Source organism: Helicobacter pylori, assembly GCA_008032935.1.
GTDB lineage: Bacteria > Campylobacterota > Campylobacteria > Campylobacterales > Helicobacteraceae > Helicobacter > Helicobacter pylori_CX.
Window position 1 is genome coordinate 1,344,494 of sequence record CP032039.1, and the last position, 25,194, is coordinate 1,369,687.

Below are 25,194 nucleotides of genomic sequence, written 5' to 3' on the forward strand. Positions count from 1 at the left end.
TAAGAGATAGGGGAACTCCCTTAGAAACTATAACTAATGTGTGTCATCAAATGGCTCCTGTCTTGGGTAATACTCTTTTTAATGCCACCCATGTCTTGAGGACCTTCCGCGAATGCAGAAGACTCAAACAAACCATTATTCAAGTTGAGCGGCTGACCGTTTGGCCCAAGGAAACCGGTTCCAGGGTTGTAACCCGCACGAATTTGGAACTCTAACCACACGAGTTTGAGACCCGCTTTAACATGTTTGCTGAATTGATAGTCTAGATACATACCAATACCATATTCCAATGCCCTTGGAGCGGTAGTGAAGCGTTGGTAGAGACTCCAGCTGAACTTACCATGCTTACCTCCACCTTTAACATACTCAGTGAACGCGTCAGCATCGGTAATGTTGTCAATCCCTGCAAACCCTAAGCTGTAGATACTGCCAACCCATTGTTCGATACCATCCACAGCGATGATGTTACCCCAAGTACCCAAGTTCATGTTAGGGTTACCGATGTTGAGATAAGCACCACCAACCACGAAGTAGTTGTTAATGTCTATATGGTGGCGTAAAAAGAGCGTCGCACCACCAGGACCTTGTAAACCGCGCCACTTACCATTGTCCAAGAACGGATCCCAAGTGTTATAACGAGCGGGTGCGTAACGGCCGTATTCAGCGTTATTCCAACGATAGTCATACAACACATAAAAAGTCGTTCTGTTCCTCATGCCCATACCGCTAAACTCAGGATTGGTATCGTATTCTATTTTAGCACCAGGCAATGTACCTACCTCTGGGATGAGATACACATAAGGGTGAATCATTAAATTCTTTGTAGGGCGATAAATAATACCCGCTTTATGAATACCCCAAGGCTTTTCACGATAGATAGGGAACAACCACTGACCATCAGCGATACCACGACCCCAAGAGCTAAAGAGCAAGAACTTCATCTTATTCGTAAGCTTGAAAGTCCCATAAAACCCTTGGAACAATTGGTAAATCCAATCCATTTGCTCCTGCTCCGTAACGTCAAAGCGCCCCATGACCATATGGACTCTGTCGCTATCATAAGTCAAATTCGCTTTATAAACTTCATAACGCCTTGAGCCACCAGGCAAGTAGGCGTTAGCCGGATAGTAGTTAGGGAACAAGCCGTTCCACTCACCCATATACTCCCAACCAATACCTCTAGGGTTAATGATACCACCTGGCCCTGATTGTTGCCACATTTTAGTCGCATTCATACAAAGGCTCATAAAATCCGTGCCGCAAGAAGTTTTATCCCAATAGCTTGGGGGAGTAAAATCCTTTGCCCACCTATCATACCTAGTGCTATCATAAACTTGTCCGCCTAAAACACCGCCTAAATTCACGGTCCATCCCCTACCTAAATGCACAGAACCCTCTAGCTTACCTGTAAGGTTAACAAAAGTTTCTGTAGGATAGATACCTTTAACAGGGTTAATGGGCGAATGGTTAAAACCCACTTTAGCAAAATTGATAAAATCTCCATGCACTTCATAAGTAACCGCCCCTAATGAACCCGTAGTGAACAATAATGGCAAGGTAAAACGCTTTAGCAATGCAGCCGCAACTTTTCGTTTCTTTAATTTCATTCCTCTTCCTTACTTTACCTGAGAATAGATAAATTACTCTGTAGAAATAATTGTAGCATAAAAGAATATAGATTTAGTTTAAAATCAAGCTAATTTTTCTTAAAAATCACAAAATTTAAAACACAAGTTTATCCTTAAAAGCTTGCTAATGAGCATGCAAATGGATAGGATAATTTTTTAAGACCTAATAAGATATTGAAAAAAAGGCTTTTTTAAGGCTCAATAGGGAATTTACTGATACAATTAAAGGCATTGTTTTATATAAAAAATAACAATAAGGAAAAAAATGAAAAAAATTGGTTTGAGCTTGGGTTTGGTTTTGAGTTTGGGTTTTTTAAAAGCCCATGAAGTGAGCGCTGAAGAGATCGCTGACATTTTCTACAAACTCAACGCCAAAGAGCCTAAAATGAAAATCAACCACACTAAGGGATTTTGCGCTAAAGGCGTGTTCCTCCCTAATGCGCAAACAAGAGAGGATTTAGATGTGCCACTACTCAATGAAAAAGAAATCCCTGCGTCTGTAAGGTATTCTTTAGGGGGCGTGGCGATGGACGATAAAAGCAAGGTTAGGGGAATGGCGTTAAAATTGGAAAATCAAAACGCTAGCTGGACAATGGTGATGCTCAATACAGAAATCAATTTTGCCAAAAACCCTAACGAATTCGCCCAATTTTTTGAGATGAGAATCCCTAAAAATGGCAAGGTGGATGAATCAAGAATCAAAAAGCTTTATGAAGAAGTCCCCTCTTATAGGAATTTTGCCGCTTACACCAAAACGATAGGGATCAGCTCAAGCGTGGCTAACACGCCTTATTATAGCGTGCATGCGTTCAAGTTTAAAGATAAGAAAGAGAAATTATTATCTGCGAGATGGAAATTTGTGCCTAAAGACGGCATTAAGTATCTTAACCCCCAAGAATTAAAGCAAAAAGATTCAAATTATTTGCTTTCTTCATTCCAACAACACCTTAAAACTAAGCCCATAGAATACCAAATGTATCTGGTGTTTGCGAATCAAAATGATGCCACCAACGACACGACCGCGCTTTGGAAGGGCAAACACAAGGAATTATTAGTAGGGACCTTGAAAGTTGAAAAATACGAAGGAATGGGTTGCAATAAAGATGTGTATTTCCCAGCCGATCTCCCTAAAGGCGTAGAAGCCCCTACTGATCCCTTATTTCAAATCAGGAATGAAGTTTATGGGATCACTTTTAGCAGAAGGCAATAAAAAAGATAGGGTGGATCAATATAATTGGTTGCAAAAATGCGTTTTTATGGGTTTGGGGGAGTGGAATTTTTGTTTAAAACTTTTAAGCACACCTACTCAAATCACTTTCTCTCTTACTTGAGGCACACCATAATCTAGGGCGTTTAAAATGGCATGCTCTAAAATATAACCTCTCTCTTTAAAAGCGTTACAAATTTGTTGGAACAATTGCCCTTTTTGCATAGACATTAAACCCACCACATTTTCAAAAACAAATATTTTTGGTTTCACTAAATCTAAAAGCCGCAAATATTCTTTAAACAAATTCGCTTTTTCATCCATTTTTCTTTTGCCAAGGGTAGAATAGCTCTGACATGGTGGTCCGCCTAGTAGAATATCAATTGGAACGCATGGCAAGTTGTGGCAATGAAGTTGCACAATATCGCATAAAATGGTTTGTGCCTCTTTATGATTGGCTTGATAGCTTAAAATAGCGTCCTTGTCTATATCGTTAGCCCATATTAATTCAAAATGAGAATGCACAGAAAAGCCATAGCTCAATCCTCCAGCACCACAAAAAATATCGGCTACTTTATACAAATTACCTATTTTTTCGCCCTTTTCCTCATGTTGGGGTCTAGAATTTTTTTTCTGATCCTTAAATTCAAGGGGGTAACTTCTAAAATCTCATCTTCTTCAATCCATTCTAACGCCCTTTCTAACACCATAGTCCTAGGTGGGGTGAGTTTGATCGCATCATCGCTCCCGCTCGCTCTCATGTTGGTTAAATGCTTGGATTTGATAGGATTGACATCTAAATCATTATCCCGGCTGTGCTCGCCAATGACCATGCCCACATAAACCTTCGTTTGGGGGTTGATAAAAAGCGTGCCTCTTTCTTGGATATTGAAAAGGGAAAAAGCGGTCGCTTCGCCATTTTCCATGCTGATTAGCGCCCCATTTTTGCGCGATTCCACGCTCCCGCTAAAAGGGCGGAATTCCAAAAAGCTATGATTCATCACGCCTTCGCCCTTAGTGTCGGTTAAAAACTCGCTCCTGTAGCCGATAAGCCCCCTTGCAGGAATTTCAAATTCTAATCTTGTATAGCCGTCGCTCATGGGATTCATCGCTTTCATCTCGGCTTTTCTTTTGCCTAATCTTTCAATGATAGCCCCGCTAAAATCTTGGGGCGTGTCAATCACCAAATGCTCAAAAGGCTCGCATTTAACGCCATTTTCTTCTTTAATGATGACTTCAGGGCGTGAAATGCTAAATTCAAACCCTTCACGGCGCAAATTTTCAGCTAAAATAGTGATTTGCAATTCCCCACGCCCGCTCACTTTAAACTTGCCTTCGCCCATTTCTTCGCATTTCATAGCGATATTGGTTTGCATTTCTTTTAAGAGCCTGTCTTTCAATTTGTTAGCGGTAACATGCTTTCCTTCTAACCCGGCTAAGGGCGAATCATTGACGGCAAAATACACGCTCATCGTAGGCTCTTCTAAATGCATGGGATCTAAAGGCATGGGGTTAGTGGGATCAACGACGCTATCGCCCACATCCATCGCATTAAACCCGGCAATCGCTACAATATCGCCCGCATAAGCGTTTTCAATCTCCGTCCTAGCTAGCCCTAAAAAACCTATAAGCTTAGTGATACGGCCATTTTCTTTACTCCCATCGCTTTTCATCAACAGCACGCTTTCATTCTTTTTAACCGAGCCATTAAACACCCTAGCGATACCGATTTTGCCTACATAATTGTCATAATCAAGCGTAAAAATTTGCATTTGCAAAGGCTCATCAACGCTCCCGCTAGGGCTTGGCACATGCTCTAAAATCGTTTCAAACAAAGGCTCTAAATTTTTCTTTTCATCGTCTAAACTTTTCATCGCATAGCCATCTCGTGCGGCGGCATACACCACAGGAAAATCCAATTGCTTATCGCTAGCCCCCATCGCTACGAACAAGTCAAAAACTTCATCCACCACTCTGTCCGGCTCAGCGGCAGGCTTATCAATTTTATTCACCACCACAATAGGGCAAATCCCAAAACTCAAAGCCTTTTTAACCACGAATTTAGTTTGAGGCATGACCCCTTCTTGTGCATCCACTAGGAGAAGCACCCCATCCACCATTTTTAAAACGCGCTCCACTTCGCCCCCAAAATCAGCATGCCCGGGAGTGTCAATGATATTGATTTTAGTGTCTTTGTAATAAATAGCGGTGTTTTTAGACAGGATAGTGATCCCTCTTTCTCTTTCTAAATCGTTGCTATCCATCACCCTTTCATCCACTTTTTCCCTCTCACTAAATGTGCCAGATTGAGAAAGTAAGCCATCCACTAAAGTGGTTTTCCCATGATCAACATGCGCGATTACAGCGATATTTCTAATATTTTTCATGAATGTCCTAACAAGCAAAATTGAAATTAGAAGTATAACACAATATTATAATAGCCCCAAATGGCGGAATTTTTTGGCTAAATCTAGTTCTATAGAATGGCTTTTATGGGCTTTTAGAAAATTTTCATTCTTACCATTAGGAGGCATGAAATCGTCATTATCTCTATAAAAAAAGATAAAATAATTTTTCTTTAAATAGTAAGCCAAATGGATTAAAAACGAATCCCCTCCTATATACAAATCGCTTTCTAAAATCAGGTTTTTAACTTCTTCTAAACTGGTTTTAGCGCGATAATGAGCGGCTTCATTTTGTAAAAAAGCGTATCGTTCTTCAAAATCTAAAAGCGTAATACAAAAGGGTTTTAAGAGTTTTAAAACGATTTGCAAATGCTCTAAAGGGATACTTCGCTCTATTGATCTTGTGAAAGGGTTGATTAAAATCTTTTTGGGGTTTTTTAAATTCATGGGATATAAAGGGTTATCAAAAACATGCCCATAAATTTGAGAAAACAACTCCTGGCGGTTTTGATAAACGTTTTTAATTTCTTTATTTGGAGTGGTTATGGAAACAAATTTGGATAAAAGAGCGCTTCTAAAATCCTGTTTTTCTAAAATCAAATGTTTGATTTTGTGCTTTTTAAGCGCTTTTAATAACCATAAAAAATCCTTCATCGCCAAAAAAACCCCTTGTTTTTTAAGATCATAAAAAGCGGGGATATTTTCAAAAACAGGAATGATTTCAAAATGTTTTTCGCATTCTAAAAGCTTGGCGATTTTTAAAGTCAAACGAGTGCCTAGGATTTTAAGGGGTCGTTGCTGTTTGGAAGCGATTTCTTTTAAAAGGCTAAGCGTGATGAGATTATCCCCTAAAGCCAAAAGACAAGCAACATGCATGGTTTTTCCTGATGGTGAAATGTTTAGGGTCTTTTTTTTCTATCCCTAAATTTTTTAAATAAAATTTTTCATCAAAATTATCGTTAATAAATTGCGCAAATAGGGGCAAACATTCCAAATCTTTTCTTAAGATTTTATGCGTTTTAAAAAGCGATTCAAAAATGAATTGCATTAAATCGCTGTTTAACAATTCTTTTAACGCATGAGCGTTGATAGGGAAATTTTCTTTTAAAACAAACATGTTCGCGCTGTTTAAAAAAAGGCGTTGCTTATTATCATAAAAAAAGACAAGCTTTGAAGAAATGAATTTATACACGATTTTTTCTCTAGCCTGATAAAGGCTTAAGGGAGCGACTTGCTGGCAGTCTTTTAAATCAGCGTTAATGAATTGGCTAGTGGCTTTTAATCTGTCTTTTAAAATATCTGAACCCCTAAAAATAGGAATGGTATTTTTTTCTTGTTTGGAGTGTAATTTTTCTTTATTGTTGCCTGTAACAATCCCTAAAGCAAAATGAGCGTTATTTTTTAAAGTGATATGAGGAAGGGAAAAAAGGTGGTCTAAAATTTTATTTTTTTGGTGAGAGCAATGGATATTAAAAATCTTTTTAGGGTTGTTGAAAAAAGAAGAAGGCGAGCGTTTGAACTTGCTATTTTGATAAAAGCATGAGATTTTTTGATCCTTGTTAGGGGTTTTTTTAAGCACCAAACCCACAGCCCTAGTCATTAGATTTTTAAAGGGTTTGTCAAAATCAATCAGGCTTCTAATTTGAAACTTTAAAGCCATTTCTCGCATTTTGCTAAACGCATCAATATTCAAACAACTTTCGGGCAATAATAGCCCCAAATGAGCGTTTTCTTTTAAACAATTCAAACTCGCTATAAAAAAGAGCGATGCGCTATCTAGGCTTTGAGAGAGGTTGAATCGCTGTTTGAAATTTTCTTTTTGGTTTTGGTTGTATTTCTTACCCCATGGCGGGTTGGTGAAAATGCAATCAAATTGTGGGGTGTGTTTTAAATTTAAAAAATCTTTTTGCATAATATTAGGGCAATCTAAATGATAACGCTCTTTAATACGCTTTTTAGTCAAAGCGATAGCAAAAGCGTCTGTATCATAGCCATAGATATTTTCAACCTTAAAACCCAGTTTTAAAGCATGCATGATAAAATTCCCACTCCCCACAGCCGGATCGCAAAAAATCGCTTGGGAGGTATCAAAATCTTTAGGGAGAGTGAAAAGTTGTTCTACTATTTTATTAGGAGTGTAGTAAATGCCTTCTAAATTTCTGGTGGTGTTAGAAAGCTCTTCTTCATAATGAGAACCCAACTTTTCTAAATCAGAGCTATTTTCTAACATTTCTAGGTATTTTAAAATCAATTCTTGATGGTTGTGTGCGCTTTTTAAGGATTTGTTAGCGTATTTGTTGAGCTTGTTTTTCCCTAAATGGTTGCGGCAAAAATCTAAAAAAGAGCTCGTTTTCACATAAATTTTATGATCAATCTCTAGTTTCTCTAAAAGATTGGTTTTGATCCAGTTATGCACGCTGCTATGAGAAACATTGACTAGGCGAGCGATTTCTTCAATACAAAGAGCGTTTGAAGGCATTTAACCTCCTAAAAACTATAAACGTAACTCACATTAAACACCACAAGGCGTTTGAAAAAGAGGGAAGTGTTTAACCCTTTGCCATGCGTTTCATAAAAGGAATTGATCGCTAAAGGGATTTTTAAGCCCATTTCAAAGCCGTTATGCCTGTCCATATTCACACGAACCCCAAAATTCAAAGGGATCTGGAAAAAACTCGTGTGCATTTTAGCTTGATAATTAATCAAGTAATTGTTGATAAAATCCGTTTCACTCACCCACATGCTCAAACCACTCCCTACCCACGAACTCCCCGCTAAAGCAAAGCCTGCATAAAAACCCACGCTAGAATGTTTTTGTGCATTATCAATGAAATTATAAAGATAGTCTATTCCAAGCCCATAGAGGTGGTTATTCATTTTGCCCAAACCATCAAAGCCATTACCCACAAAACCAAAATTAGTGTAACCATAGTCATAGAACAAATAATAGCGGAATCCTTGATTTTTTTTCTTGGTAAAGAAATGCTTATAACCCACATTCAAAGCTACCCCATACATGCTTGAAATGTTTTTAGAATAAGAGTTAGGATCAAGCGCGTTTAGGGAATTTGAAATTTGAGCGATCTGAGAAGATAAAGAAGAAAGCATGCGGTTTTGAGATTGAATAAATTGCGATTCTAAATTTTTTAAGTTTTCTTCAAATTCTAAAGGGTTAGTGGTGGGTTCTTGTATTTTTCTAACGCTTGGACTAATTGGGGGTTAGATGCAACGCCACCGCTAAGCATTACGATTTTTTCAATATTTTCAAAGCTGGATTGGAGGTAGTATTTCTCAGCTTGCATTTCAGTAGGGGTTAATTTAGAATGGTTTTTCAAAGCGTTGTTGATGTATGCAAAGGTTTTAGGCATGCTTGTGATTTCATTTTTGACTTGATTGAGTTTATCAATCTTATTTTGAGCGTTAGAAATGATTGGGATGCGTTCTTGATTTAAAAAGGGGTTATTGTGTTGGATTGCATGGCTAATGGAATATTCAAACCCCACGCTCGCATACGCCCCATTTTCTTCAGCGATACAAAAAGATAAAAATAAAGATAAAGATAAAAAAGAAAATAAGGTTTTTTGCATGGTTGATCCTAATCAAAAATAATCTCAATCATACACTAATTTTAATAGAAAAAAGTGAAACCATTTTTAAGCCATTTTTGAATACAATAAGAGTATTTTATTTTTAAGGTTAGAATAATGAGTTTGATCGTTACGCGCTTCGCTCCATCGCCCACTGGCTATCTCCACATAGGAGGCTTAAGAACAGCCATTTTCAATTATCTTTTTGCACGAGCCAATCAAGGAAAATTTTTTTTACGCATTGAAGACACGGATTTGAGCCGTAACTCTATAGAAGCGGCTAACGCCATTATAGAGGCTTTCAGATGGGTAGGACTAGAACACGATGGAGAAATCCTCTACCAATCCAAACGCTTTGGAATTTATAAAGAATATATCCAAAAACTCTTAGATGAAGACAAAGCCTATTATTGCTACATGAGTAAAGATGAGTTGGACGCTTTGAGAGAAGAGCAAAAGGCCAGGAAAGAAACCCCACGCTATGACAATCGTTATCGTGATTTTAAAGGCACGCCCCCTAAAGGTATAGAGCCTGTGGTAAGGATTAAAGTCCCACAAAATGAAATCATTGGTTTTAATGACGGGGTTAAAGGCGAAGTGAAAGTGAATACTAACGAATTAGACGATTTTATTATCGCCAGGAGCGATGGAACGCCCACTTATAACTTTGTGGTTATTATTGATGACGCTTTAATGGGGATTACTGATGTGATTAGAGGCGATGATCACCTTTCTAACACCCCTAAACAAATCGTTCTCTATAAGGCTTTAAATTTTAAAATCCCTAATTTTTTCCATGTGCCGATGATTTTGAATGAAGAAGGGCAAAAACTAAGCAAACGCCATGGGGCCACTAATGTGATGGACTATCAAGAAATGGGCTATCTTAAGGAAGCGTTAGTGAATTTTTTAGCGCGTTTGGGGTGGAGCTATCACGATAAAGAGGTTTTTAGCATGCAAGAATTACTAGAATGGTTTGACCCTAAAGATTTAAATTCTTCGCCCAGTTGCTTCAGTTGGCACAAGCTTAATTGGCTCAACGCTCATTATTTAAAAAACCAAAGCGCGCAAAAGTTGTTAGAACTTTTAAAGCCTTTTAGTTTTAGCGATCTCTCGCATTTAAACCCCACTCAATTGGATTGCTTGTTAAACGCTCTCAAAGAAAGATCTCAAACCTTAAAAGAATTAGCCCTTAAGATAGATGAGGTTTTAATCGCTCCTGTGGAGTATGAAGAAAAGGTTTTTAAAAAGCTCAATCAAGCGCTCGTTATGCCCTTGTTAGAAAAGTTTAAACTAGAATTGAATAAAGCCAATTTCAACGATGAAAGCACGCTAGAAAACGCCATGCACAAAATCATTGAAGAAGAAAAGATTAAAGCGGGTAATTTTATGCAGCCTTTAAGATTAGCCCTTTTGGGTAAGGGGGGCGGGATAGGCCTTAAAGAAGCGCTTTTTATTTTAGGCAAAACAGAGAGCCTCAAAAGAATAGAGGAGTTTTTAAAAAACTAAAAGATTGGCTCTCTAAAATGGGTGCATAAAGTTTGTATTTTTTGAAAAATAAGAGGGGTTTTAAGAGAAAAATGAAAATATTTCTAAAATTTTTTGCCCTGATTGAAATCAAGCTTAAAAGTTGGGGTCAGACAATCTTTGGGCAAACTGATCGTTTGAGGAATAACCTCATAATGGCAATAATTTTCATCTTCAAAGAGAGGTTTTATCAATAAGCGGTTTGAAAAAGGCAGATTTTCTTGATTAGGATCAATAACGCCATTGTTTAAAAAGAGGGAAGTTCGCGCGAGTTTGGTTATTTCATTGGGGTTATGGCTTACCAATAACACGCTTAAATTTTCACGCCTGATAAAATCAAGCAAACCTTGTTGCACTTCGTTTTTTAAGGCGTTATCTAAAGCGTTTAAAGGCTCATCTAAAAGCAATAAATTCTTGGCTGCGATTAAAGCTCTTGCTAAAGCGACTCGTTGGGCTTGTCCGCCAGAGAGTTTGAGGATTTTTTGCTGGCTTAGATTTTCTAAACGCATTAAGCGTAACACTTCGTGGATTTTATTTTTATCTTTAGGGTGAGCAAAGGCGATGTTTTGATACACGTTTAAATGAGGGAATAGAGCGTAATCTTGAAACACAAAGCCGATTTTTCGTTGTTGCGGTTTTAAAAAAATCTTTTTTTGAGTGTCTAGCCATACTGAATGATTGACTTCAATATAGCCGCTACTCACTGCTTCAAGCCCCGCTAAAATGCGTAAAATCGTGCTTTTACCCGCTCCCGATTCTCCTAATAAAGCGACAACTTCTGCTTCTTTAATTTCTAAGTCTATATTCAAATCAAACGCGCCCCTAGATCCTAAAAGGCGTTTTTTAAACCGCGCTTTTATCATAAAAATGAGCTTTGTTTTTTATTCAAAAATAGGGTAACAAATAAAAGGCTAAAACTAATGAGCGTGAGCGTTAAGGCGTATTGGTGGGCTTTAGAATAATTGAGCACTTCAGTTTCGTTAAAAATCGCAATGCTAGCCACTCTTGTTTCCCCTAATATATCACCCCCAAGCATCATCACCACGCCAAATTCACCTATAGTGTGCGTAAAAGTTGTAATGATAGCCATCAACACACTGGGTTTGATGTTAGGGAGCAGGACAAAAAAAAGGGTGTAATATTCCCCCTTACCCAAGCTATAACTGGCTTCTTTTAAAGAAGTGGGCAAGGAAATTAACGCGCTTTTAATAGGGCTTACCATAAAGGGTAAGGAAAAAATCACACTCCCTAAAATAAGCCCTTGAAAACTAAAAACAAGTTTCACATTGAATACATCTTGTAAAAACGCTCCCAAAAAAGAAGAGGGCGAAAAGATTAAAAGGAGATAAAACCCTAGCACGCTTGGGGGTAAAACTAAAGGCATATACACAAGCGTTTCTGTTAAGCTCGTTAAAAGATTGCGTTTAAGGCTTAAAAAATAGCCCAAAAAAATCCCTATAGGGAGTAAAATAAGGGTGGTAATCAAAGCTAAAGAAAAGCTCAAACGCATGGTAATCAAAAACTCATGATCCATTGCTCGCCTTTTTTATGCGTTTTAATCCACAATATAGCCGTATTCTTTAAAGACAGCTCTAGCTTTAGGGCTGAATAAAAAATCTTTAAAAACTTTGGCTAAAGGGTTATTAGCCCCATTTTTAGTGATGATCAAGGCTTGTTCAATAGGGTTATAAAGGGCTTTATCAATGATGAAATAAGAGAGATTTTTATCTTTTTTATCCATCAAGGATAACGCTCCAAAGCCTATTTGAGCGTTTTTAGTAGCGACAAATTGATGGGCTTGAGAAACAGAAGCGCCATAAATGATTTTAGATTTAAGACTGGAAGTGAGTTTTAAATTCTCTAAGACTTCCATACTGGCTTTTCCATAGGGGGCTAGTTTAGGATTAGCCATAGCGATATATTTAATTTTAGGGTCTTTAAGAATCTCTAAAGAATCCATTTTTAGATTTTCACTCCACAAAACCAACACGCCTTTAGCATAGACTTCTTCTTTAAAAGGGGTTATTTTTTCATCATAAAGCTTTTTGGGTCTAGTAATATCCGCTGAAATGAATAAATCAAAAGGGGCGTTTTGAGCGATTTGAGTGTAGAGTTTGCCTGAAGAATTAAAGCTAATATTAATAGCGTCTTTTGGGTGTTCTTTTTGAAATTCTTTAACAAGGGCTTTTAAAGCGCGTGTAAGATTAGTAGCAGCAGCGATTTTTAAATCCTGTGCCAACAGAGCACTTGAAAAAAATACGATTAAAAAGACAAACGCTTTGAAAGTATTTTTCATAGAACTCCCTTTGATTAAATGATTGAAGTTATTGATTATACCTATTTGTATCTTAAAAATTTGTATTTTAAAAGTTTGAGATGGTTTTGTAGGTATATCCCACTTATTAATATTTAACCAAGATTTCCGCTCTAAAACCCTCATCTTTGATAAAAAATTAAATCTTTTAGAAAAATAACCGATTTTAGGGTGTAACTTTAATTCAACAAGAAGGATTTATTATGATTAAAAGAATTGCTTGTATTTTAAGCTTGAGCGCGAGTTTAGTGCTGGCTGGCGAAGTGAATGGGTTTTTCATGGGTGCGGGTTATCAGCAAGGTCGTTATGGTCCTTATAACAGCAATTACTCTGATTGGCGCCATGGCAATGATCTTTATGGTTTGAATTTCAAATTAGGTTTTGTAGGCTTTGCCAATAAATGGTTTGGGGCTAGGGTGTATGGCTTTTTAGATTGGTTTAACACTTCAGGGACTGAACACACCAAAACCAATTTGCTCACCTATGGCGGCGGTGGCGATTTGATCGTCAATCTCATTCCTTTGGATAAATTCGCTCTAGGTCTCATTGGTGGCGTTCAGTTAGCCGGAAACACTTGGATGTTCCCTTATGATGTCAATCAAACGAGATTCCAGTTCTTATGGAATTTAGGCGGAAGAATGCGTGTTGGGGATCGCAGCGCGTTTGAAGCGGGCGTGAAATTCCCTATGGTTAATCAGGGCAGCAAAGATGTAGGGCTTATCCGCTACTATTCTTGGTATGTGGATTATGTCTTCACTTTCTAATTTTTATTCTTTCATTCGCTCTTCTTCATCAAATCAAACCCTAGCCAACTCTTAAAAGGTTGGGGTTCAAAAATCTTTTTCATAAATAGAAAGTTTGTTTTAGTGCAGTATAATCCTAGCGTTTCAATTTTTATTTTACTCAATAGGGTGTTTGGTGTTGGCGTTTGAAAGCGGGTTTAGTAAGATTTAAATAATAAATTGCTTATATATATTTGATAGATATTATTTTATTTAATAGTGTTATTTAATGGCTCAATTTAATAGGATAGTTTCGCTTTTATTTCTTTAAAACAAATTGATTCTACCGGGGAAAGGTTTTTATGGAAAACAGCACACTTTATATTGTTATTGCTGGCTTATGGCTTGCTGTAGGCTTTGGAATCTTTTTAAAGAAATTAGACATGCCGGTTATCATTGGCTACATTTGCACAGGAACGGTCTTAGCGGCTTTTTTTAAAATTAATGATTTTAATTTGTTGTCTGATATTGGTGAATTTGGTATCGTCTTTTTAATGTTTATGATAGGCATTGAGTTTAATTTTGACAAGCTCAAATCCATCAAACAAGAAGTGCTGGTTTTTGGGCTTTTACAAGTCGTTTTGTGTGCTTTAATCGCTTTTTTAGTGGGGTATTTTGTTTTGGGTCTTTCACCCATTTTTTCCCTTGTTTTAGGCATGGGGCTTTCGCTCTCTTCAACCGCTATTGTGCTGAAATTCTTTGAAGATTCCAAACAGCTTAGCACGCCCATGGGAAAGAGCGCGGTGGGGATTTTGATTTTCCAAGATATTGCCGCCATTCCCATGCTTTTAATTCTCACTATTCTAGGCAGTAAAGATTCTAATGTTAATTTACTCATTCTTAAAACCCTTATTTCCGCAGGGATTATTTTAGTTCTTTTGTTATTGCCTGGAAAAAAAGGGGCTAATCTCATCTTAGAGCAAGCAAAAGACACGCGCTTGCCTGAAATTTTTATAGGCACGATTTTAGTGATTGTTTGCAGCGCGGCGGGGTTGAGCCATTTTTTTGGGTTTTCTATGTCATTAGGAGCGTTCATTGTGGGCATGGCCATTTCTAAATCGCGCTATAAAATCAATGTCCAAGAAGAATTCGCGCAATTGAAAAACCTCTTCTTAGCCCTTTTTTTCATTACGATAGGGATGCAAATTAATGTGAATTTCTTTATAGAGAAGTTCTTTGTCGTCATCTTTTTACTCATTTTAGTGATGGGTTTTAAGACGGCTATCATTTATGCGCTTTTGCGTTTTTTTAGAGACGCTAAAACTGCCATAAAAACCGCTCTTTCTTTAGCGCAAATCGGGGAGTTTTCTTTCGTGATCTTTTTAAATTCAGGCTCGCACCAGCTCTTTAATTTGCAAGAAAAAAAAGGGATTCTTGGTTTTTTGCACCAAAAAAATATCTTAAGTGTCGCTCAAAATGACATCCACCAACTCCTTATTCTCATGGTGGTCTTTTCTATGTTAGCAACCCCTTTTATTTTAAAATACCTAGAATCTATCGCTCAATTTATTTTGCACCAAAAGAGCCAAGAAAATGAGCCGGCTAAAAAATAATGGCGCAAAAACCAAATGATAAGTTTGCTTGTATTGTCAGTGTTATGTTAAAATACAAGCATATTTTAACTCCAAATTAATATAAAAAGGGGATTTCATGAAAGAGCAAGAATGGGATTTAAGCGCTTTATTTGAAAATAAAGAAAGCGCAGAAGAATTTTTAAAAACCTTACAAACAGAAGCACAAGAATTTGAAAACGCTTATCAAAATAACCTTAAGAATTTAGACGCTACAGGATTTGCCAACGCTCTTAAACATTACGAAAATTTGTCAGAAAAAATCTCTAGGGTGATGGCTTACGCTCAATTACTCTTTGCTAGGAACACTAAAGAAGCGAGGTTTTATTCGCAATGCGAAATGGCTTGCGCGAATATCCAACAACACCTTTTATTCTTTGAAATTGAATTTAAAAATTTGGACGCCAAAAAACAACTCGCTTTCATTAAAAAATGCAAAGACCATGCTTTTTATCTAAACAATCTCATAGAAAAGAAAAAGCACACCTTAAATTTAGATGAAGAAAAGATCGCCCTAGCCCTTTCACCTGTGGGAGTGGGCGCGTTTAGCCGTCTTTTTGATGAGCATTTTTCTTCTTTGAAAATCCCTTTTGAAGAGCAAAATTTAAGCGAGGAAGAAATTTTAGCCCTCTTGCACAACCCCAAACGCAAGATCCGTAAAAAATCTCAAAAAGCTTTCAGCAAAGCGTTAGAAAAATCCCGCCCTTTACTCACTTACATTTTAAACATGGTGCGTAAAGATTTACTCATTGAAACTAGGCTAAGAAAATACGACAAAAAAGAGAGTTTCCGCCACATTGACAACCAGATCTCGCAAGAGAGCGTGGATAGCATGATAGAGATCGTGAACGCTAATTTTTCTTTAGTGCATCGTTACTACCATCAAAAAGCGCAAATTTTAGGGCATAAACTCAAAGATTACGACCGCTACGCCCCTTTAAGCGATGAAAATACCACCATGACTTACTCTCAAGCTTTAGAAGAAGTGCTTAAAACCCTTAAAGCCTTTAGCCCAGAATTTCACAAAATCGCTTCTAAAGCGATCAAAGAGGGTTGGGTGGATTCACACCCCAAAGACTTTAAGCAAGGCGGGGCCTTTAGCCATGGCGGGGTGCCTAGCGCTCACCCTTATGTGCTATTAAACTACACAGGAAACCGCCGAGACGCTTTCACTATCGCTCATGAATTTGGGCATATGATCCACCAAGAATTGTCCAAAAAACAAGGCGTATTGAACATGGATACACCCTTAACCACCGCAGAAACCGCTTCTGTCTTTTCTGAAATGCTGTTTTTTGAGCATTTGAAAAAGGGTTTAAAATCTGATGAACTCCTTTTCATGCTGGCAGGCAAGCTAGAAGATATTTTTTCTACCCTTTTTAGGCAAGTGGTGATGACGAATTTTGAAAGAAGAATCCATGAAATGGATGGAGAATTAGACACTAAAGATTTTGATCGAATCTGGTTTGAAGAAAACCAAAGAATGTTTGAAAAGAGCGTGAAACTCACTAAAAACTACCATTTGTGGTGGAGCTATATCCCCCATTTTATCCATTCGCCTTTTTATTGCTACGCTTATAGTTACGGGCAGCTTTTAACTTTAGCGCTTTATGGGCTTTATAAAAAAAGCGACGCTAAAGAGTTTGTCAAAACTTACACGGAATTTTTGAGCTTAGGAGGGTCAAAAAGCCCTAAAGAATTAGTGTCCATGTTTGGCTTTGACATTGATAGCAAGGAATTTTGGGAAATTGGCATGCAAGAGGTGCGTCATTTGTTAGAAGAATTTGAAAGGTTGCTCGCATGCAAAGAGAATTAAGGCTTTTAAACAACAAGCATTGCATTGAATACTTGCAATTTCTGTCCAAAAACCATTTGAGTTTTAACCTTTTGTGCGAAAGGGATGCGATTGATTTTTCCCCCAAGCTCCCTAAAGAAATCCATGAAAAATTCGGCTCGTTGGTGCTGTTTGTTTTAGCCGGATATACCTTAGAGAGTTTGATGATTGACGCGCAAAGCGTGCAGTTTGAAGCCGGGTTTGGCCCTAATAATATTGGCAGCGTGGTTCAAGTAAAACTTCCTGGCATCATTCAAATCCTTATCAAAGAAAAAAATGAAAATATCGTTTTATTCAATCGTTGCGATTCGCTTGAATTGTTTCAAAAAGAAGAGCCAATCACACAAGAGCCAAAAAAGGACGAGCGAGAGTCTAAAGAATGGTTGGATTCTAAAGAGGCTCTTTTTTCCAATTCCAAAAACCGTGCGATTTTAGAAAATCTGCACAAAAGCTAAAGGATTAATGAATGAGCGTTTTGAAATTGCATGTAAAGGTCTTTCGTTTTGAAACCAACAAAGATTACAATCCAGCTTATGAGTCTTATTTTTTAGAATACCAAGAAGATCAATACCTTTTGGATCTTTTAAAGCAACTCAAAGGCGTGAGCTATAATGAAAACATCGCGCTTAAAATCAACCAAATTGCGGTGTTTGAAGACGCTAAAGTGAGCGATTTGGTGGCGTTTTTTTCTAAAGAATGGGTGCTAGATCCCCTATCCAAACGATACGCTTTAAAAGATTTAATGATTGATGAAAAGGCGGTTTTAAAAAACTATGAAGATTTTTTCAAGCAAGTCCCCTACATCACTAAAGGCGAAAAAGAAGAATTAGAAAAGTTTATCCAAATCAATTTTATCAACCCCCAAACCAACCCTAAATATCTGGGCGATGGCTTTTTCTTGTATGTTAAATGGCTAATGAAGCGCTACCCCACAGAGCGCAACCGGTTGTTAGAGATGATTTCTCAACCTGAAAGCGGCGTGATGAATTTCTTAAGCGTGGCGCGTTACCTTTATAAAAACGATGATAATATTGACCATGAAATCTATGAATTGCAAGAAATGCTCACTAATTCTAAAATCAAGCCATGGAAAGATTTTTCTAAAAACCTTTTAAGCCTTTTTCAATACCCTTCTAACCCCCCAAAAACGCCCAACCCCCCTAAAACTTGCGCGCTCTTTAACGCTTATGCGAAGCATTTAAACGCGCAATCGCTCCTCAAAAGCGCTAAGCTCTATTTAGAAAAAATGGGGCAAAAAGTCATCGATCTGCCTTTTTGTTATGATGGGGGTTATTATGGGAAGATCATAAGCACGCATGATTTTCTCACGGCCTGTGCGTATAATCTGGCTCTAGCCAAAGCCAATGGCGTTTCGCTCATTTTTTGCGAAGAAGATGCGTATTTGAATATCTTGCATGCTAAAGAAGTTTTAGACAACAACCCTGAAATCATCGATTCTGTCAATGAAAAATTAAAAAAATACCAACTCGTTTATGAAAAAGATATTGAGATGGCCTACCTCAATGAGTGGGTTAATGAGTTTTTGGCATGGGAATTGAAAAGCCCTTTTGATGCATTTTTAGGGGCTGAATTTTCTCGCATCAAACAAAGCGATCATTTTTTCAATAAAATCCGTTTAAAAGCCCCCCATTTTTTAGAGTCCTTTCAAAATTACGCCCCTCTTTTAGAAGTCAATGAAATAAGCGGTTTACTCCAGTGCGCGCATTTACGCTATTTAGGGATTGATTTGGGGGCAGATTTTTTAATCGCACATTCTTTAGGGCTTTTTCACGCTTTTGAAAATTTAAGCTTAAAAGCTTCAAAGATTTATAAAAGAGATAATGACAACACCCCCACTTTATTTTTACCTCAAATCGCGCTAATGGCTATGGGGGAAAAAAACACGCAAGCTTTAGGGCTTGATGCGCATTATCATAAGGTTACTTTCATTTAAGATGAACGCTTTTTTAAAACTCGCACTCGCTTCTTTGATGGGGGGCTTTGGTATGCTTTCAATGGCGAAGGTTCTGAGATTGTCGCCATAGGGATTTTTGTATTGATTTTGTTTGTTTTTTTCATCCGCCCTGTGAGTTTTCAAGACCCAGAAAAACGAGAAGAATACATAGAACGGCTTAAAAAAAACCATGAGAGGAAAATGATCTTACAAGACAAGCAAAAAGAAGAGCAAATGCGTCTTTATCAAGCCAAAAAAGAGCGAGAGAGCAGGCAAAAACAAGACCTTAAAGAACAAATGAAAAAATACTCATAAAGGAAAAAAATGGAAATCATTTTATTAATTGTTGCGGCGGTTGTGTTGTTTTATTTTTACAACACCCTCAAAGAATATTTGAAAAACCCCCTAAACCCTAAAACCAAAACCGAAGAATACGACTTGAAAAATGACCCCTATTTGTTGGTGCAATCTAGCCCCCTAGACAAATTCAAGCAAACCCAAACGGGCGCGTATATGCGTCTTTTAAAGTTTTTAGACATTCAAAAAAACGCTTTAGATAACGCCTTAAGGACGCTTTTTATCAATGAATTAGAGCAGCCCTTAAACAGCGAGCAGCAAACTTTAGCCAAAGAGCTTCTCAATGAGCCTGTGGATAAAAAAGAAAATTTTGAATCCTTATGCCAAGAAATCGCCGACCACACGCATGGGGAATACACCAAACGCCTGAAATTAGTGGAATTTCTTATGTTATTAGCCTATGCTGATGGGATTTTGGATAGCAAAGAAAAAGAATTGTTTTTAGATGTGGGGGCGTTTTTGCAGATAGACAATCAAGATTTTAACGATCTTTATGATAATTTTGAACGCTTCAATTCAATAGAAATCCCTATGTCTTTAGAAGAAGCAAAAAATCTTTTTGAAATCCAAACCAATATAACCAAGCAAGATTTAGAGGAAAAAGCCTTGGATTTAAGTGCTCCCTACTACCATAAAATGAATGACAACAAACGCTACAGCGAACAAGATTTTACCTCTTTGAAAAAGATCGCCCTCGCTTCCCAACTTTTAGAAAATGATTTAAAAGACTCCTAAGGGGTCTTATGAAAAAGGCTATTGAATGCCCTTTTTAAAAGCCCTAGAATCTTTTGATGCGCCCTTTTTAGAAAAAGAAATTTCAAAGCGTTTTAGGGACAATTTAATTTTTTTCAAATCCTATCACCCCAATCTGTTTAACGCCCTCAATACGCCTTTTAAAAATTACCAATTGCTTTTTGAAAAAAACCACTTCAATCTCTTACACACGCCCACAAACGCTTTAAGCTACCCTAAAAATCAAATGATAGAAATCGCTTTTAACATGGCTTCTAACCCCCTGAATAATCCCAGATGGTCATTAGACAATAACCGCCTCTCTTTACATTATTTAAAAACTCAAAACAACCACCAACTCCCCCTAACCCTTAAAGCCACGCATGCGATCTCAAACTTTTTAAATAACCATCAAACGCCTTGCTCTTTAAAGAAATTTTTACCCCCTACCATGATTTATGGCGTTTTAGACGGCTTGTTTTTGGCTATTTTACAGGCTCAAAATTACCGCTTCCATTCGCTTTATTTGTTTGAAGAAAATTTAGATTTATTTAAAATCAGCTGTTATTTTGCGCGTTATGAAGATTTGATTATAAAAGGGGCTAAACTCTTTATTCAAGGGTTTTTTAACCCCAATGAATTAAAAATGGATTTTTTGAAACGCCCTATCACGCATTCTTTTTTAAAGCTAGAAATCATGCCCTATAAAAGCGCTTTTAATTCACGCATGCGAGAAAACATTCAAAGCTATTACAAACAAGCTTTAAGGGGTTGGGGGAGTTTTGAAGATGAATTGCTAGGATTAAAAAACACGCTTAAAAACTTACCCTTATACCAAACTCTAAAAACCAAACCTAAAAAGATTAACGCCCCCATTTGCGTGGTGGGTAATGGGCCAAGCCTGGATTTATTGTTGGATTTTTTAAAAGAAAATGAAGATCATTTCATTATTTTTTCATGCGGAACCGCTTTAAAGCCTTTAAAAACGCATGGCATCAAAGTGGATTTTCAAATAGAGGTGGAGCGCATAGACTATCTTAAAGAGGTTTTAGAAAAGGCCCCTCTAGAAGACACCCCCTTAATAGGGGCTAACATGCTCAATCCTAACGCTTTTAATGTGGCCAAAGAAGCGTTAATGTTTATGCGTGGGGGGAGCGCTTGCGCGTATATAAGCCCTTTAAATATAGAATACGCAGCGCCTTTTGTGGGCAATGCCGGGGTGGCTTTAGCGAGTTTGATGAGCGATGAAATTTATCTGTGTGCTTTAGATTGCGCTTATATCAAAGGGTTTAAAAAGCACGCTCAAAATTCCTATTATGAAAATGAAAAAGAAATTGACCCTTCGTCTTTAATCAGCGTAGAGGGTAATTTTAAAGGTTATGAAACTTTTAGCGACTCGCTTTTTTTGCTCTCTAAAGAAAGGATTGAAGAAGCCCTTAATTATTACCAGCCTAAAAAAGTCTATAATTTAAGTTATGGGGCTAAAATCAAGCATGCCGTTAGCCTCAATTATTCTCAAGTAAAATTGAAACATTCCAACAAACAAGAAGCTATCGCTCGCATTAAAAGCATGTTTAGCCCTAAAAGTAACCATGCTAAAGATTTAAAAAATTTGCAAAAAAATCTGATCAGTTTTAAAGAGGATTTTTTCATGCGTTTAAACACGCCTTGCAAAACCAAGCAAGAAATATTTGAATGGGTGGATAGCTTGAATGGGTTTTGCCAAACAACAAGCGCTAAAACCCCCACTATAGGCATTTTATTTGAAGGGAGTATCGCTCATATCTTACAAAGCGTATTGATCGTTTCATTGCATCTTAACGAAAATGAGCTTACGCATTTTACCAACCACTCTCAAAACACCTTAAAACAATTCCTTAAAAAAGCTTGTTTGTTATTGCAAATGCGACTCAAACAACCATGATTTTTATTTTTACATTATAATAACAACCAACAATCAAAGGGGTGCTCATGCCACACAATGAAATCACAAGGGTTCAAGTCCCTGCCTTAATGCATTTAGCCAAGTTGGGCTATGATTTTATCCCCACCAATTCTAAGCCTAACCTAGACACGGCCACTAATATCTTAACAGATAGTTTCACTCAAGCGTTTGAGCGATTAAACCCCACTAAAAACGCACAAGATTCGCTTACTGAAATGAAAAAACGCTTGAATTATAATGATTTAGGCAAAAGCTTTTATGAATACTTGCTCAAAAGCGAGAATCAAATCATAGACTTTGATAACCCTAACAACAATCTTTGTGAAATGATGGCTGAATTACCCTATAAATCCTTTAGGCCTGACACCACCCTTTTTATCAATGGCTTGCCTTTGGTGAATATAGAAGTTAAACAGCCTTACGCCGGACAAGGCATTAAAGAAGAAAGAGATCGCCACATCAAACGCTATGAAAACCCTGAAAACAAGATTTTTTATAACCTTGCACAAATTTGGCTCTTTAGCGATAACTTGCCCTATGATGGAAACAACCCCGATCAAGGCGCGTTTTATAGCGCTTCTTATTCGCCCATTTTCCAACGCTTTGTTGAAGCTGATAAGCTAGATATTACCCCCCCCCCCCGAAAAAATGATCAAAATGATCAAAACCATCAATCGCTTGAAGAAATTCAAAAAAGCGTCTTAAACGAATTTAACCTTAAAAACACCGACTGCCCAAAAAGCCCTAAAGACACCCCCACAAACGCCCTTTTAACTTCGTTTTGCTCCCCAAAAAGGCTTTGCTTTATCTTAAAATACGGCATCAGTTTCTTAAAAGAAAAATCAGAGTTTAAAAAACACATTTGGCGTTATGCGCAGATGTTTGCGAGCTTGAATGTTTTAAAAGAATTGCAAAAGCATTATCAAAATAACCCCAAAGACCCCCTAAAAGGCATCATTTGGCACACGCAAGGCAGCGGTAAAACCGCCTTAACCTATCATTTAACCAAACTCATAAAAGACTTTTTTAGCCCGCTAGGGAAAAAGACTAAATTTTATTTTATTGTGGATAGGTTGGATTTATTAGAGCAAGCCAAAAACGAGTTTTTAAAAAGAGGCCTTCAAGCGCATGAGGCAGAAAATAAAGAGGATTTGAGCCAAAAATTAAAAAACTCTAGCGTGTTTGAAAACCCTCAAGGGAATGATGAAATCATCGTTGTGAATATCCAAAAATTCAAAGCCCCCAATGAAGACTCTTCTGATAGCGCTCATAAAGAAATTATTTCTAAAACAGACTTGCAAAAATCCATTCAAAACAGCCACGATTTACAAAGGGTGTTTATCATAGATGAAGCCCACAGGAGCTACGATCCTAAAGGTTGTTTTTATGCTAATTTGATAGAATGCGACAAAACAGCGATTAAAATCGCCCTCACAGGCACGCCCCTATTAGAAGACAACGCGCAAGATAAAGCCACTAAAAAAACTTTTGGCAACTACTTGCACACCTATTCTTACACAGAATCCATTAAAGACAGACACACCCTAACACTCCAGTTAGAAACCATTGAAACAAGCTACAAAGAAAAACTACAAGAAATCTATCGCCTTTTACAAGAAAGCATCACTATTGAAGATGTAGAGGTTAAAAAAGAAACGATTTTTAATCATGAAAGATACATTAAAGAAATGCTCTTTTATATCATCAGAGATTTATTGAATTTTAGGCGTGTAAATAATGATGAAAATTTAAAGGCTATGGTGGTTTGTTTTTCAAGCGCACAAGCCAAATTAGCCAATTTGCTTTTTAATGAAGTCCAAGAAAAAGTCTTACAAGAAAACCCTAACCTGAAAATTTTAAAAAAACTCCAATCCAGCCTGATTTTGCATGACGAACGAGAAGTCAAAGAAAAGATTTATTCTTTTAAACATAAAGATACGGATATAGTCTTTGTGTTTAACATGCTTTTAACCGGCTTTGATTTACCCAATCTCAAACGCCTTTGTATCCACAGAGAGTTAAAAGATCACAATTTGCTCCAAGCCCTAGCCAGAGTGAATCGCTCCTATAACAACATGTCTTTTGGCTACCTTATAGATTTTGTAGGCATTAAAGAAAATTACGACAAAACGACTGATGATTACTTGGAAGAATTAAACCAATTCAATCAAAGCGATTCTAATATCAAAGATAATCTCAAAGACATGTTTGCGGATCGTGAGACTTTAGAAAAAGACATTAAAAACGCCTATGATGATCTTTTTAATTACCCCATTGATGATATAGAGGCCATGACTAGCGCCATTGTCAGTATGAGTGCAATGAACGAGCTTTTAAAAGTCTCACGTGCCATTAACACGCTTAAAATAAACTACAATTTAATCCGCACTTCTAATGATAAAAAAATCCTTTCCTTAAAAGAAAAAATTGATATTGAAAAGATCAGCAAAATCTCTTCAATGCTTCATCAAAAAGCCAAACACCTCCATGCGTTAAAAAATATCAATGAGCCTAAAAACCCAAACGATTTAATCGTTTTAGAAGACCTCATCGCTCTTTTAGACTTTAAAATAGAGTTTAAGGAAAGCAAAGAATGTAAGTTTTAAGTGTTCTCTAAGTTTCAATCTAAGTCAATTAAAAAATCATTGAAAATGTAGCATAAATTTTTTAAACAAAAGCTTAAAGAATAATTTCATTCCTTTAATATTGATGTGAGTTCTTATGAAATGGGCTGGTAGTTCTTATATGAGTTGCTAGTAAGTTTTAATGGTGTTTTGCTCCTAGTTCTTAATCATACAAGCAACCTAGTTCATATCATTAGAGCAGATAAGTTCTTAATCTATTTTCCCCTTAGTTCTTTGCTTAATGTGAGCTATTAGGTTCTAACTTGTGGCTTTTAGTTTTTATCGTGTAGCCCTTAGTTCCCTAATTGTTGCTTACAAGTTCTTACTACTTGCTTGTCAGTTCATAGCATTTAGCTTGCAAGTTCTTATTGGTAGGCTGTAAGTTCTTTTGCTTGTGCTATAAAGTTTTCATTCTATAGGCTACTAAGTTCTTACCATATGGCTATCTAGTTCTTAATGTTTTGACTACAAGTTCTTTCAATAAAAATCTCTAAGTTTTTATAGCGTTTCTAACAATCCCTTGCCTAAAAAATTGAGTAATGGGGTTAAAGCTTTTGAATGAAATTTTTCTCTCTTACTAGATTAAAAATTTAATTCATCTATCAAAGCACTTTTTAAAAACTTTTTAGGCAAAAAGTTAGCAAAAACCCTTATTTTTTAAAAATCTAGCTCCAAGTCCCTTGAATATGAAGTTTTAACCATATGTGTACGCACACATGGTGTTATC

The 25,194-nt window shown here is 37.1% G+C and carries 17 protein-coding genes and 4 pseudogenes; 12 read left to right on the forward strand and 9 right to left on the reverse strand.

What is annotated here, in order from left to right:
- Positions 1-20: 20 nt before the first annotated feature.
- Complete coding sequence (hofC, locus tag D2C78_06655) at positions 21-1,607, reverse strand: outer membrane beta-barrel protein HofC (protein QEF35556.1); 1,587 nt, start codon at positions 1,605-1,607, stop codon at positions 21-23.
- Between the two features lie 286 nt (positions 1,608-1,893).
- Between hofC and D2C78_06660 the strand changes: the two genes are divergently transcribed.
- Positions 1,894-2,838 (forward strand): catalase, encoded by a 945-nt coding sequence (locus D2C78_06660; protein QEF35557.1) that lies wholly within the window; start codon positions 1,894-1,896, stop codon positions 2,836-2,838.
- Between the two features lie 96 nt (positions 2,839-2,934).
- Here the strand turns inward: D2C78_06660 and D2C78_06665 are convergent, their stop codons facing one another.
- From D2C78_06665 to D2C78_06685, 5 genes and pseudogenes are all read right to left on the reverse strand, one after another.
- On the reverse strand, positions 2,935-3,417 hold the full coding sequence (locus tag D2C78_06665) for a DNA cytosine methyltransferase (GenBank protein QEF35558.1): 483 nt from the start codon (positions 3,415-3,417) through the stop codon (positions 2,935-2,937).
- A gap of 5 nt (positions 3,418-3,422) precedes the next feature.
- Positions 3,423-5,222, reverse strand: a complete 1,800-nt coding sequence (typA, locus tag D2C78_06670) for a translational GTPase TypA (GenBank protein ID QEF35559.1) — start codon at positions 5,220-5,222, stop codon at positions 3,423-3,425.
- A 45-nt stretch (positions 5,223-5,267) separates the two neighbouring features.
- The gene (locus tag D2C78_06675) at positions 5,268-6,116 is read right to left on the reverse strand and encodes a lipopolysaccharide heptosyltransferase family protein (protein ID QEF35560.1); all 849 of its coding nucleotides are present in this window, start codon (positions 6,114-6,116) and stop codon (positions 5,268-5,270) included.
- Entirely contained in the window at positions 6,082-7,719 is a 1,638-nt protein-coding gene (locus D2C78_06680; GenBank protein QEF35561.1) for a class I SAM-dependent methyltransferase, read from the reverse strand. Before D2C78_06680 ends, D2C78_06675 begins: the two co-directional genes overlap by 35 nt.
- Positions 7,720-7,727: 8 nt before the next feature.
- Positions 7,728-8,827 (reverse strand): annotated as a pseudogene (locus D2C78_06685) (outer membrane protein).
- A 117-nt stretch (positions 8,828-8,944) separates the two neighbouring features.
- Here D2C78_06685 and D2C78_06690 point away from each other — a divergent pair.
- Positions 8,945-10,336 (forward strand): glutamate--tRNA ligase, encoded by a 1,392-nt coding sequence (locus D2C78_06690; protein QEF35562.1) that lies wholly within the window; start codon positions 8,945-8,947, stop codon positions 10,334-10,336.
- 83 nt (positions 10,337-10,419) lie between these two features.
- On the opposite strand, the gene D2C78_06695 is transcribed toward D2C78_06690, so the two are convergent.
- Genes D2C78_06695 through modA form a run of 3 tightly spaced genes read right to left on the reverse strand, consistent with a single transcriptional unit; the run spans position 10,420 to position 12,650 of the window.
- Positions 10,420-11,217, reverse strand: a complete 798-nt coding sequence (locus D2C78_06695) for an ATP-binding cassette domain-containing protein (protein QEF35563.1) — start codon at positions 11,215-11,217, stop codon at positions 10,420-10,422.
- Complete coding sequence (gene modB, locus D2C78_06700; protein QEF35564.1) at positions 11,214-11,888, reverse strand: molybdate ABC transporter permease subunit; 675 nt, start codon at positions 11,886-11,888, stop codon at positions 11,214-11,216. Before modB ends, D2C78_06695 begins: the two co-directional genes overlap by 4 nt.
- 21 nt (positions 11,889-11,909) lie before the next feature.
- Positions 11,910-12,650 carry a molybdate ABC transporter substrate-binding protein gene (gene modA, locus D2C78_06705; protein ID QEF35565.1) on the reverse strand — a complete coding sequence of 247 codons (741 nt, stop codon included), beginning with the start codon at positions 12,648-12,650 and terminating at the stop codon, positions 11,910-11,912.
- A gap of 18 nt (positions 12,651-12,668) precedes the next feature.
- On the opposite strand from modA, the pseudogene D2C78_06710 reads away from it, so the two are divergent.
- From D2C78_06710 to D2C78_06755, 10 genes and pseudogenes are all read left to right on the forward strand, one after another.
- A pseudogene (locus tag D2C78_06710) lies at positions 12,669-12,828 on the forward strand (orotate phosphoribosyltransferase).
- 43 nt (positions 12,829-12,871) lie between these two features.
- A complete protein-coding gene (locus D2C78_06715; protein QEF35566.1) occupies positions 12,872-13,432 on the forward strand; it encodes an outer membrane beta-barrel protein in 561 nt (186 codons plus the stop codon).
- Between the two features lie 320 nt (positions 13,433-13,752).
- On the forward strand, positions 13,753-15,003 hold the full coding sequence (locus tag D2C78_06720) for a cation:proton antiporter (GenBank protein ID QEF35567.1): 1,251 nt from the start codon (positions 13,753-13,755) through the stop codon (positions 15,001-15,003).
- Positions 15,004-15,100: 97 nt separating this feature from the next.
- Positions 15,101-16,837: a M3 family oligoendopeptidase gene (locus D2C78_06725; GenBank protein QEF35568.1), complete on the forward strand. Its 1,737-nt coding sequence runs from the start codon at positions 15,101-15,103 to the stop codon at positions 16,835-16,837.
- The gene (locus D2C78_06730; protein QEF35569.1) at positions 16,822-17,310 is read left to right on the forward strand and encodes a hypothetical protein; all 489 of its coding nucleotides are present in this window, start codon (positions 16,822-16,824) and stop codon (positions 17,308-17,310) included. The genes D2C78_06725 and D2C78_06730 overlap by 16 nt, the downstream gene beginning before the upstream one ends.
- Before the next feature lie 11 nt (positions 17,311-17,321).
- Entirely contained in the window at positions 17,322-18,809 is a 1,488-nt protein-coding gene (locus tag D2C78_06735; GenBank protein QEF35570.1) for a hypothetical protein, read from the forward strand.
- Positions 18,778-19,124: pseudogene (locus D2C78_06740) on the forward strand (hypothetical protein). The gene D2C78_06735 and the pseudogene D2C78_06740 overlap by 32 nt, the downstream one beginning before the upstream one ends.
- 9 nt (positions 19,125-19,133) lie before the next feature.
- Positions 19,134-19,901, forward strand: a complete 768-nt coding sequence (locus D2C78_06745) for a tellurite resistance TerB family protein (GenBank protein QEF35571.1) — start codon at positions 19,134-19,136, stop codon at positions 19,899-19,901.
- 25 nt (positions 19,902-19,926) lie between these two features.
- The gene (locus D2C78_06750; protein QEF35572.1) at positions 19,927-21,822 is read left to right on the forward strand and encodes a DUF115 domain-containing protein; all 1,896 of its coding nucleotides are present in this window, start codon (positions 19,927-19,929) and stop codon (positions 21,820-21,822) included.
- A 47-nt stretch (positions 21,823-21,869) separates the two neighbouring features.
- A pseudogene (locus D2C78_06755) lies at positions 21,870-24,446 on the forward strand (type I restriction endonuclease subunit R).
- The last annotated feature ends 748 nt before the right edge of the window (positions 24,447-25,194 follow it).